Genomic DNA, 10,217 nt, shown 5'->3' on the forward strand with positions numbered 1-10,217 from the left:
CACTCCCTGTAAACGTGGCCTACAGGATCAACCTTGCCATGCGGGCAAGGTCAAGTGTCATCGCCAGGGTGCTTCACATTGTCCCAGCCTGGCGCGGCGAGGGCCTCAGTAGCCCAGGGCGGCTTGCTTGAGGTACATGCCGGCCTGGCTCATGGCGATGCGGTACTTGACCACGTCGCCGGCCCGCAGGGTGATGTCCTGGGAGCCCGGCGCGAGCATGCCCGGGGCGCAACCGGCGGTTTGGCCCGGCAGCAGCTTGAGGCGCAGCGAGACGGTGCCCGGCGGCAGGTTGAAGGAGGTGCTTTGTTCCTGGAACAGCCGGCCGGCCAACTGATCCTGTATGTACAGGCCGATTTCACAGGTGGTGGCCACTTCCAGGCGTTCCCGGGAAATGATCAGGACACCGTAGTCCTCGCCGGCGGCGCTGGCCGAGGGCGCGATGGCACAAAGGCCGAGGAGGCTGAAGAGGCCGAAAGCTGACCAGCGCATGGCTGAATCTCCTGCTGTGATGTCATGGATGATGCAGCTTGGCCGAGGCGGCTGCCGATTTCCAGCCCGGCAGATGACTTCGGAACTTGACCTTGCCATCGTGGCAAGGCTGAAAGTGCCTGCAACCTCACTCTAGGAGATGTGCCATGCAAGTATTCAGCGTTCAAGGAATGTCCTGCGGTCATTGTGTACGTGCCATTACCCAGGCCGTGCAGCGCAAGGATCCGGCGGCCAGTGTCCAGGTCGATCTGGCGGCCAAGGAAGTGGGCGTGGACAGCCGCCTGACCGCCGACGAAGTGATCAGCCTGATCAGCGAAGAGGGCTACGGGGTCGCGCTGGCCTGAGTCTTTTTAATAGTTAGCGCCCTATCGGAATGTTCAAGGGCATCCAGCGCAGCTAGACTGTCGGGCCGCCGACCGCTGTCCCACTGGATGCCCGATGAACCTGCGCATAATCCTCATTCTTGGTGCCTTGAGCGCCTTTGGCCCGTTGGCCATCGACTTCTATCTGCCGGCTTTTCCGGCGATGGCCGTGGCGTTTGGCACTGACGAAAAACACGTCCAGTTGACCCTGGCGGCCTACTTCCTCGGCCTGTCCATCGGGCAGTTGGCGTATGGCCCGGTGGCCGATCGCTTCGGTCGGCGCCTGCCGCTGCTGGCGGGCGTGAGCCTGTTCACCCTGGCCTCCCTGGCGTGTGCCTATGCGCCCAACCTGGAGTGGCTGATCGGTGCACGGTTTGTCCAGGCCTTGGGCGGCTGTGCCGGGATGGTGATTTCCCGCGCCGTGGTCAGCGACAAATGTGATGCCGTGGGCTCGGCCAAGGTGTTCTCCCAACTGATGCTGGTCATGGGCCTGGCACCGATTCTGGCGCCGATGCTCGGCGGCGTGCTGGTCAACCTGTATGGCTGGCAGTCGATCTTTATCATGCTCACGGTGTTCAGCGCCTTGTCCGGCCTGGCGGTGGCGCTGGGGTTGCCGGAAAGCATGCCGGCCCATCAGCCGCGCCAGCCGTTGTCCGGCGCCTTGCACCAGTACGGCCGCCTGTTGAAGGACTCGGTGTTTATTGGCCATGCCCTGACGGGCGGCATTGCCATGGCCGGGATGTTTGCCTACATCGCCGGTTCGCCGTTTGTGTTCATCAAGCTTTATGGCGTACCGGCCGAGCACTTCGGCTGGTTCTTCGGCATCAACGCCGGCGGTTTCATCCTGGTGGCGCAGATCAATGCGCGGCTGCTGGCCAAGCGTGGCCCGGCGTTCCTGCTGGTGCGCACGGTGTGGATTTACTTGGCGGCGGGCCTGGGCCTGCTGGCGGTCAGCGCGTTGCATACGGAGCCGTTGTGGCCGCTGCTGTTGCCGTTGTTCGTGTGCATTGCCAGCCTAGGTTGCATCATTCCCAACGCCTCGGCCTGCGCCATGAATGGCCAGGGCGCGCGCGCCGGCAGCGCCTCGGCGATGCTCGGCTGCCTGCAGTTCAGTGTGGCCGCCGCAGCGGCGTCCCTGGTCGGGGTGTTGCACGACGGCACTGCGCTGCCGATGGCCATGGTCATCAGCTTGTGCGGTGTTTTGGCGGTCACCCTGGCCATGCTCACCCGGCGCTTGCAGAACGCGCGGGCGTTGAAGGCTGCTGGGGGCTGACTCAGCCCGCGGCGCGTTGTTCGCTCTGGGGCAATCGGTGGGGGGCTTGCAGACGGTTTTCCAGGGTGTTGGCGAAGGCACGGGCTTCGGCTTCGCTGCGGAAGGTGACGACATGCTGGTCCAGGCGAACCTGCCACTGGGATTTTGCCAACTCTTTTATCAGGATCTTCATTGCTGACCTCCTAACGGTAAAAGACTGCGTTGCAAAGGCGCTCAGTGTAGACCCGAATGGGGGCACAAATATGACCGGAATCAACCGGCCTGACTGACGGCATAGCCCCCTGTTTTGGCGGCGGCCATGCCCGTCCTGGCGGCTGCTTAGAACCCTTCGAGCACGATCTTGCCCTTGGCCTTGCCGCTCTCCAGCAGCGCGTGGGCGCGACGCAGGTTGGCCGCGTTGATCACGCCGAAATGCTCGCCCACCGTGGTTTTCAGGGTGCCGGCGTCGATCAGCTCAGCGACCCGGTTGAGCAGGTGGTGCTGCTCCTGCATGTCCGGGGTTTCGAACAGCGAACGGGTGTACATGAACTCCCAGTGCAGCGACAGGCTCTTGCGCTTGAGCTTGGTCACGTCGAGGCTTTTCGGGTCGTCGATCAACGCCAGCTTGCCTTGGGGGGCCAGGGCTTCCACCAGTTGGTCCAGGTGCAGATCCGTCTGGGTCAGGCTGGCGACGTGGGTCACGCTGGCCTGGCCGGCGGCCTTCAGGGCTTCGCTCAGGGGCTGGCTGTGATCGACCACCAGGTCGGCGCCCAGCTCGCGCACCCAGGCCTGGGTTTCGGGCCGGGATGCGGTGCCGATGACCTTGAGCCCGGTGAGCTGGCTGGCCAGTTGGGTGAGGATCGACCCCACGCCACCGGCGGCCCCAACGATCAGCAGGCTCTGGCCCAGGTCGGCTTTCCCTTCGGCAATCTGCAGGCGCTCGAACAGCAGCTCCCAGGCGGTGATGGCGGTCAGGGGCAAGGCCGCGGCTTCAGCAAAGCCCAGGCTCTTGGGCATATGGCCGACAATGCGCTCATCCACCACGTGCAACTCGCTGTTACCTCCGGCACGGGCGATGGAGCCGGCGTAGAACACCTTGTCGCCGGCCTTGAACAGGCTGACTTCGCTGCCCACGGCCTTGACCACGCCGGCCACGTCCCAGCCCAGCACCTTGGCTGCGCCACCTTCGGGCTGGGCGTTCTGGCGCACTTTGGTGTCCACTGGGTTGACCGAGATGGCTTTGACGTCCACCAGCAGGTCACGAGGGCCGGCGACGGGCTCGGGGAGTTCGATGTCCTGCAGGGCCTTGGGGTCGTTGATCGGCAGGGAATGGTAATAGGCGATGGCTTTCATGATGGGTTCCTGATGAAGGGGTGAAGAGGGTCAGATAATCAACTGCAGGCGCTTGAGCTCGAAGTGCTCGATTGCGTCACGGGTCTGGGCAATGAAATGCTGGAAGTGCGCGGTGTTGTTGTGAAACTCCAGGGCGGCCTCATCGTCCCAGCGCTCCAGCACGTAGAAGGTGCCGGGCTGTTCGGCGTCCTGATGCAGTTCGTAGTACTGGCAGCCAGCCTCGTTACGGCTGGGAAGTACCAGGGTGCTGAGTTCGCGCTGCAACGTGGCCTGTTGGCCGGGTTTGGCAATCAGGGTGGCGATGGCGGTGAAGGACTGGGGCATGTGGGGCTCCTGAACGGGGTGGCCGGTCGATGGGGGGATCATTGGCTATTTCTCTGCAAGATAAAACCGGCTAAAAGAGCAGGCTCTTTCAATATTTTTTTGATAATGGCTGGGCCGCCCATGTTGCGATTCGATGACCTGCAGTTATTTGTACGTGCGGCCGACCTGGGCAGCCTCTCGGCGGCGGCCCGGGTCATGGACCTGTCGGCGGCGGTGGCCAGTGCTGCCCTCAAGCGTATCGAGCAGCAACTGGGGGCCCGCTTGCTGGCACGTTCCACCCGCAGCTTGAGGCTGACGGCGGAGGGCGAGGGCTTTCTCGAATACGCTCGCGCGGCCCTGAGCAACCTCGATGAAGGCCGGCGTTTATTGGCCAGCGGCCAGGATCAGGTCAGCGGGATTTTGCAGTTGTCCGCGCCCTCGGACTTTGGTCGCAACCTGCTGCTGCCCTGGCTCGACGAGTTCCAGCGCGAGCACCCCAGGCTCACCGTGCGCTTGTTGCTGGGGGACCGGATCGCCGACCTGTTTCGCCAACCGGTCGACATCGCCCTGCGCTACGGCGAACCCGAGGATTCCAGCCTGGTGGCCTTGCCGGTGGCGCCGGAGAATCGCCGGGTCCTGTGTGCCGCCCCCAGCTACCTGGCCCGTTGCGGTGCACCGCGGCACCTGGAGCAACTGGCCCAGCACAATTGTCTGCTCTACATGCTCGGCAGCCGGGTCCACGATCACTGGAGCTTTCACGATGGCAAGCGTGAGGTGAGCCTCACCGTCAGCGGCGATCGCTTCAGTGACGACGCCGACGTGGTCCGCCTTTGGGCTCTGGCCGGGGCGGGCATCGCCTACAAGTCCTGGCTGGATGTGAGTGCCGATGTGTTGGCCGGACGGCTTCAGGTGGTGATGCCGGAACTGCGCTGCGAGCGGGCTCCCCTGAACCTGCTGTGTGCCCATCGGGCCCAACTGAGCAAACCGGTGAAACTGCTGCGCGACATGCTGGCGTCGCGCTGCGCCGGGATCACCGCGCAATACCCGGGCAAAAGCCCTTTCGATCAATGATCACGGGGGTGTTGCGTCGCTGCGGGATGCAAGCAGGTCGCATCCAGAAATAGGCCCCGGGGACGATCCCGCACACTCGATTGGCAGACCATTCAATCGGGGGACGGGTCATGGGAATTCAGGGATACAGCGCAGCAGAGCGCCTGGAACGGTTGCCCATCAGCGGTTACCACCGGGTTATTTTCATCATCATTGCCTTGGCGTTTTTCTTCGACTCCATGGACTTGGCGATGATGACGTTTCTCTTGGGCTCGATTAAAACCGAGTTCGGTTTGAGTTCGGCCCAGGCCGGGCTGCTGGCCAGCTCGAGTTTCTTCGGCATGGTGCTGGGGGCATCGCTGTCGGGCATGCTGGCCGACCGCTTCGGGCGCAAGCCGGTGTTCCAGTGGAGCATCGTGCTCTGGGGCGTGGCCAGTTACCTGTGTTCCACGGCCCAGACCGTGGACAGCCTGACGCTGTTCCGGGTACTGCTGGGCATCGGCATGGGCATGGAATTTCCCATTGCCCAGTCGATGCTCTCGGAGATGATTCCGGCCAAGCGTCGCGGTCGCTACATCGCCTTGATGGACGGTTTCTGGCCCCTGGGGTTTGTCGCCGCCGGGGTGCTGTCGTATTTCCTCCTGCCGCTGATTGGCTGGCGCGACATCTTCCTGGTGCTGGCGATTCCGGCGGTGTTCGTGCTGGTGATCCGTTTCTTTATTCCCGAATCGCCACGCTGGCTGGAACAGGCCGGGCGCCATGCCGACGCGGACCAGGTGCTCTGCGCAATCGAGGACAAGGTGCGGGCCTCCCTGGGGCGTAGCGAGCTGCCGGAGCCGATCAGCCTGCCCCGGGTGGAAAGTGCCCCGGGCACCTTTTTCTCGGCCCTGGCGCAGATCTGGTCGCCGCAGTATCGCCAGCGCACGATGATGATCTGGAGTGTGTGGTTCTTTGCCTTGCTGGGTTTTTATGGCCTGACTTCCTGGCTCAGCGCCTTGCTCCAGCAGTCGGGGTTCGCGGTCACGCAGTCGGTGTATTACACGGTGCTGATTTCCCTGGGTGGGATTCCCGGCTTCCTGATGGCGGCCTGGCTGGTTGAGCGCTGGGGGCGCAAGCCGGTGTGCATCGTCACCCTGTTGGGTGGCGGCGTCATGGCGTTTTTCTATGGGCAGAGCGCCGTGTTCGGCGGCAACGTCAGCTTGCTGATCGGCTCGGGCCTGCTGATGCAGTTCTTCCTGTTCGGCATGTGGGCCGTGCTCTACACCTACACGCCGGAGCTGTACCCCACGTCGGCGCGGGCCACGGGGTCGGGCTTCGCTTCGGCGATTGGTCGGGTCGGTTCGTTGCTGGGGCCGCTGGTCACCGGGCTGGTATTCCCGATTACCGGGCAGGGCGGGGTCTTCGCCCTGGGGGCGGCGTGCTTTGTGATTGCGGCAGGGGTGGTCTGGTTGTTCGGGATGGAAACCCGAGGCAAGACCCTGGAGGAGTTGAGCGAGGCGGGAAATTGAGGTTCGCCGGCAAGCCGGCTCCTACACGAACCTGTAGGAGCCGTCTTGCCGGCGAAGGCCGTTACGGCTTGACCAACCGCGCATCCAGGCTGTTTTGCGCCAGGCGCTTGGCCTGGTCTTGGGTCATGCCCAGGTGGGTGTGCAGCGCGTGGAAGTTCTCGGTGACGTAGCCGCCGAAGTAGGCCGGGTCATCGGAGTTCACCGTGACCTTCACCCCGCGCTCCAGCATCTCGAGGATGTTGTGCTGGGACATGTGGTCGAACACGCAAAGCTTGGTGTTGGACAGCGGGCACACGGTCAGCGGGATCTGCTCGTCGATGATGCGCTGCATCAAACGCTCGTCTTCAAACGCTCGTACACCGTGGTCGATGCGCTGGATCTTCAGCAGGTCCAGGGCTTCCCAGATGTACTCGGGCGGGCCTTCTTCCCCGGCGTGGGCCACGGTCAGGAAACCTTCGCTGCGAGCCCGATCGAACACGCGCTGGAACTTGCTCGGCGGGTGACCCATTTCCGAGGAGTCCAGGCCGACCGCGACAAAGGCTTCGCGAAACGGCAGGGCCTGGTCCAGGGTTTTCTGCGCTTCGTCTTCGCTCAAGTGGCGCAGGAAGCTCAGGATCAGGCCGCTGCTGATGCCCAGTTGCTGCTCGCCGTCTTTCAGGGCGCTGGCGATGCCGTTGAGCACCACTTCGAAGGGGATGCCCCGGTCGGTGTGGGTTTGTGGATCGAAGAAGGGTTCGGTGTGGATCACGTTCTGCGCCTTGCAGCGCAGCAGGTAGGCCCAGGTCAGGTCGTAGAAATCCTGGGAGGTGCGCAACACGTCCGCGCCCTGGTAGTAGAGGTCGAGAAACTCTTGCAGGTTGTTGAAGGCGTAGGCCTGGCGCAGGGTGTCGACGTCGTTCCAGGGCAGGGCGATCTTGTTGCGTTCCGCCAGGGCGAACAGCAACTCAGGCTCCAGGGAACCCTCCAGGTGCAGGTGCAGTTCGGCCTTGGGCAGGGCGTTTAGCCAGTCATACATGGTTCTTGTCTCATCAGGTTCAGTCTGGCGCGGCGAGTGGTGCCGGGCCCGAAAGCCGCCATTCTACAGGCGGCGGGGCAACTATTCGGTAAAACCTGACCAGACGGTTGATCAGGCCGGGTTCAGCTCTCGACGGTAAGCGTAGGTGTCGGCGAAGCGCGAGAGCAGGAATTCGGCGCAGGTGGTCACCGGGTATTTGGCCGGGTGCTCGGCGTCCTGGCAGCCCGGCAGGCATTCGATCAGGGTGTCCGGGTGGGGTTCGGCGAAGAACGGCATCGAGTAGCGATCCACGCCCAGGGGGCTGATGACCCGGTGCGGTGTGGACAGGTAACGGTCGTTGCTCCAGCGCGCCATCATGTCCCCCAGGTTGACCACGAAGGTGCCGTCGATGGGCGGCGCGTCGATCCATTCGCCCTTGACGTTGCGCACCTGCAAACCGCCGGCCGTGTCCTGGTACAGCAGGGTGATGCAGCCGTAGTCGGTGTGGGCACCGGCCCCTTGTTGTTCCTCGGAGCTGGCGGTGTGGCGTGGCGGGTAGTGGATCATCCGCAGCACGCTGACCGGGTCGGTGAAACGGCGGTCGAAAAAGTCGCGCTCGATGCCCAGGGCCAGGGTCATGGCCCGCAGCAGGGTCTGGGCCAGGGCCTGCATGTCCAGGTAGTGCTGCTCCATCAGGGCTTCCCAGCCGGGAATGGCCGGGTGGCGATTGGGGCCGCGCAAGGGTTTTTCTGCCAGCACCTCCGGATGCTCGGCCGGCAGGTGCAGGCCCATGTCGAAGGTTTCCTTGAGGTCGCTGGGCTTGTTCGGGTCCAGTTGCTCGGTGGCGATGGCGCCGTAGCCGCGGTGATGGTGGGTCTGGGTGATGTCGATCTTGAGCTTCTCGGCGGCGGGCTGGCCGAAGAAGTGCCGGGCGCTGTCCAGCAGTTGCTGGATACGCTGTGGGCGGATCGGGTGGCCCTTGATGTAGAAAAACCCCCACTCGCGGCAGGCACGGTCAATCGCCTGGGCGACGCTCTCCCAGCCTTGGGCCTTGTCACTGTAGAGGGGGCTGATGTCGATGATGGGAAGCGAGTGCATGGACGGTCCTTTTATTCTTATGCCGTGGCGAGGGGCCGGGCCCCAGGCCACGAATCGGGTGCGTGGTTATTTGGGAATATCGGCCTTCATGCCTTCGACGTAGTAGTTCATCGACGCCAGCTCGGCGTTGCTGGCAACCACCCCGGTGGCGAGTTTTTCCACGCCGGCCTGGTCCTTGATCGGCCCGGTGAAGGGGTGGAACTCGCCGCTCTTGATGCTGGCGATCAACTGCTCGGCCTGGCCTTTGACGTCGCTCGGCACCAGGTCGCTGATGGGCAGTTCAACCGTGCCTTCTTTCAAGCCGCCCCAGTAGTCCTGGGGTTTCCAGCTGTGGTCGATCACGCTCTGGGTGGCCTGGATGTAGTGCGGGCCCCAGTTGTTGACGATGGAGGTCAGCACGGCCTTGGGGCCGAAGTGGGCCATGTCCGAGGCGTAGCCCACGGCGTACACGCCGCGTCGTTCGGCGGCCTGGATCGGCGCCGGGCTGTCGGTGTGCTGGAAGATCACGTCGGCGCCTTGGTCGATCAGGGCGTTGGCGGCGTCGGCTTCCTTGCCCGGGTCGAACCAGGAGTTGACCCACACCACCTTGATCTCGGTGCCCGGGTTGTACTTGTTCAGGGCCAGCTGGATGGCGTTGATGTCGCGAATCACTTCAGGGATCGGGAAGGACGCCACGTAGCCGATCTTCTTGGTCTTGGTCATCTTCGCCGCGAGAAAACCGCCGACGTAGCGACCTTCATAGGTGCGCGCCAAGTAGGTGCCGAGGTTCTTGTCCTGCTTGTAGCCGGTGGCGTGTTCGAAGGTCACCTTGGGGAACTGTTTGGCGACTTTCAGGGTGGGGTTCATGTAGCCGAAGGACGTGGTGAAGATCAGGTCGTACTTGTCCTTGGCCATGTTGCGGATGACCCGCTCGGCATCGGCGCCCTCGGCGACGTTCTCCACGTAGTTGGTCTTGATCTGGTCACCGAATTTCTCCATCAGGGCCTTGCGCCCCTGTTCATGCTGATAGGTCCAGCCGTGGTCACCGATGGGGCCGATATAGACAAAGCCGACTTTCAGCGGGTCGGCGGCGCTGGCGCTCAAACCGACACTCAAGCCGATGGCCGCGGTCAGGGCGCACAGCAGCTTCTTCAACGGACGTTTATGCATGAATTGGAGCTCCATATTGTTGTGGGGGTTGGCGGGGATGGCTAATGCAAATAGCTGACCAACAAGACAACAAAAGGAATTTTCGCCAACAACCCCTCTGTTAGAGGGATCGGCTGCAGGAGCCGGCGTGCCGGCGAAGCTGTTTCAGGAACCAACCCGGTGCGCCGCGCCTGAGCGTGGTGCACTAACGTCTAACGAAACATTAGTGACTCGCAGCAGTCTGTAGCTCATCTCCTGTCTTTGTTTCGAATTGTGTAAAGGACTGCAATGCTCACTTCCCTCAAGCAAGAAAGCTTCCTGCTGCTTGCCCTGCTCGCGGCGCTGGCCGCTTTTGCCCTCGAACACCTGTTGCTCAACAACGGCCAGGGCGTGGCCCTGATCGCCGGGTTGGTGCTGATCGGCTTTATCGTCGTCGCCTCGATGCGCGTGGCCCATCACGCCGAACGGTTGGCGGAAAAGGTCGGCGACCCCTACGGCACCATGATCCTGACCCTGGCCGCGGTGCTGGTGGAGGTGGTGATCCTGGCCATCATGATGAGCAACGAGGCCTCGCCGACCCTGGTGCGCGACACCATCTATTCGGCGGTGATTTTCTAGACACACTCCGCTTTGGTGTCAAAGCCCTTAGGCTTTGACCTGCTCTTGCTCTTGCTCTTGCT

Annotated in this window: 11 protein-coding genes and 1 pseudogene; 5 read left to right on the forward strand and 7 right to left on the reverse strand. The window is 63.2% G+C overall.

The annotated features are described in order from the left end of the window. Window positions 1–105 precede the first annotated feature (105 nt). Window positions 106–489, reverse strand: coding sequence for a hypothetical protein (locus M1B34_RS01250; protein WP_123329822.1), 384 nt, complete (start codon window positions 487–489; stop codon window positions 106–108). 146 nt (window positions 490–635) lie between these two features. Here M1B34_RS01250 and M1B34_RS01255 point away from each other — a divergent pair, with 146 nt between their 5' ends. Next, the gene (locus tag M1B34_RS01255; protein ID WP_123329824.1) at window positions 636–833 is read left to right on the forward strand and encodes a heavy-metal-associated domain-containing protein; all 198 of its coding nucleotides are present in this window, start codon (window positions 636–638) and stop codon (window positions 831–833) included. Window positions 834–927: 94 nt separating this feature from the next. Continuing rightward, a complete protein-coding gene (locus M1B34_RS01260) occupies window positions 928–2,124 on the forward strand; it encodes a multidrug effflux MFS transporter (RefSeq protein WP_268264220.1) in 1,197 nt (398 codons plus the stop codon). 1 nt (window position 2,125) lies between these two features. Here M1B34_RS01260 and M1B34_RS01265 read toward each other — a convergent pair whose 3' ends face one another. The 3 genes from M1B34_RS01265 to M1B34_RS01275 form a co-directional block, all read right to left on the reverse strand. Next, on the reverse strand, window positions 2,126–2,296 hold the full coding sequence (locus M1B34_RS01265) for a hypothetical protein (protein ID WP_268264221.1): 171 nt from the start codon (window positions 2,294–2,296) through the stop codon (window positions 2,126–2,128). Window positions 2,297–2,442: 146 nt separating this feature from the next. Continuing rightward, complete coding sequence (locus M1B34_RS01270) at window positions 2,443–3,456, reverse strand: zinc-binding alcohol dehydrogenase family protein (protein WP_123329828.1); 1,014 nt, start codon at window positions 3,454–3,456, stop codon at window positions 2,443–2,445. A gap of 30 nt (window positions 3,457–3,486) precedes the next feature. Continuing rightward, complete coding sequence (locus tag M1B34_RS01275; protein WP_268264222.1) at window positions 3,487–3,780, reverse strand: putative quinol monooxygenase; 294 nt, start codon at window positions 3,778–3,780, stop codon at window positions 3,487–3,489. A gap of 120 nt (window positions 3,781–3,900) precedes the next feature. Here M1B34_RS01275 and M1B34_RS01280 point away from each other — a divergent pair, with 120 nt between their 5' ends. Together M1B34_RS01280 and M1B34_RS01285 are read left to right on the forward strand one after the other, a co-directional pair. Beyond that, complete coding sequence (locus M1B34_RS01280; protein ID WP_123329832.1) at window positions 3,901–4,830, forward strand: LysR family transcriptional regulator; 930 nt, start codon at window positions 3,901–3,903, stop codon at window positions 4,828–4,830. 110 nt (window positions 4,831–4,940) lie between these two features. Beyond that, a complete protein-coding gene (locus M1B34_RS01285) occupies window positions 4,941–6,317 on the forward strand; it encodes an MFS transporter (RefSeq protein ID WP_268264223.1) in 1,377 nt (458 codons plus the stop codon). Between the two features lie 61 nt (window positions 6,318–6,378). Here the strand turns inward: M1B34_RS01285 and M1B34_RS01290 are convergent, their stop codons facing one another. The 3 genes from M1B34_RS01290 to M1B34_RS01300 all read right to left on the reverse strand — a co-directional run bounded on the left by M1B34_RS01290 (window position 6,379) and on the right by M1B34_RS01300 (window position 9,558). Next, on the reverse strand, window positions 6,379–7,332 hold the full coding sequence (locus tag M1B34_RS01290) for an adenosine deaminase (protein ID WP_123329836.1): 954 nt from the start codon (window positions 7,330–7,332) through the stop codon (window positions 6,379–6,381). Between the two features lie 111 nt (window positions 7,333–7,443). Then, entirely contained in the window at window positions 7,444–8,409 is a 966-nt protein-coding gene (locus M1B34_RS01295) for a 2-oxoglutarate and iron-dependent oxygenase domain-containing protein (RefSeq protein ID WP_268264224.1), read from the reverse strand. Between the two features lie 66 nt (window positions 8,410–8,475). Next, window positions 8,476–9,558, reverse strand: a complete 1,083-nt coding sequence (locus tag M1B34_RS01300; protein ID WP_123329840.1) for a BMP family ABC transporter substrate-binding protein — start codon at window positions 9,556–9,558, stop codon at window positions 8,476–8,478. A 267-nt stretch (window positions 9,559–9,825) separates the two neighbouring features. On the opposite strand from M1B34_RS01300, the pseudogene M1B34_RS01305 reads away from it, so the two are divergent. Next, window positions 9,826–10,149, forward strand: a pseudogene (locus M1B34_RS01305) (calcium:proton antiporter); the annotation flags it as partial. Window positions 10,150–10,217 lie beyond the last annotated feature (68 nt).

This window comes from Pseudomonas morbosilactucae, assembly GCF_023241715.1.
GTDB lineage: Bacteria > Pseudomonadota > Gammaproteobacteria > Pseudomonadales > Pseudomonadaceae > Aquipseudomonas > Aquipseudomonas morbosilactucae.

Bases quoted from the DNA above. Each gene is read 5' to 3' on its own strand.
- M1B34_RS01250 (WP_123329822.1), bottom strand. From the start codon at position 489: ATGCGCTGGTCAGCTTTCGGCCTCTTCAGCCTCCTCGGCCTTTGTGCC.
- M1B34_RS01255 (WP_123329824.1), top strand. From the start codon at position 636: ATGCAAGTATTCAGCGTTCAAGGAATGTCCTGCGGTCATTGTGTACGT.
- M1B34_RS01260 (WP_268264220.1), top strand. From the start codon at position 928: ATGAACCTGCGCATAATCCTCATTCTTGGTGCCTTGAGCGCCTTTGGC.
- M1B34_RS01265 (WP_268264221.1), bottom strand. From the start codon at position 2,296: ATGAAGATCCTGATAAAAGAGTTGGCAAAATCCCAGTGGCAGGTTCGC.
- M1B34_RS01270 (WP_123329828.1), bottom strand. From the start codon at position 3,456: ATGAAAGCCATCGCCTATTACCATTCCCTGCCGATCAACGACCCCAAG.
- M1B34_RS01275 (WP_268264222.1), bottom strand. From the start codon at position 3,780: ATGCCCCAGTCCTTCACCGCCATCGCCACCCTGATTGCCAAACCCGGC.
- M1B34_RS01280 (WP_123329832.1), top strand. From the start codon at position 3,901: ATGTTGCGATTCGATGACCTGCAGTTATTTGTACGTGCGGCCGACCTG.
- M1B34_RS01285 (WP_268264223.1), top strand. From the start codon at position 4,941: ATGGGAATTCAGGGATACAGCGCAGCAGAGCGCCTGGAACGGTTGCCC.
- M1B34_RS01290 (WP_123329836.1), bottom strand. From the start codon at position 7,332: ATGTATGACTGGCTAAACGCCCTGCCCAAGGCCGAACTGCACCTGCAC.
- M1B34_RS01295 (WP_268264224.1), bottom strand. From the start codon at position 8,409: ATGCACTCGCTTCCCATCATCGACATCAGCCCCCTCTACAGTGACAAG.
- M1B34_RS01300 (WP_123329840.1), bottom strand. From the start codon at position 9,558: ATGCATAAACGTCCGTTGAAGAAGCTGCTGTGCGCCCTGACCGCGGCC.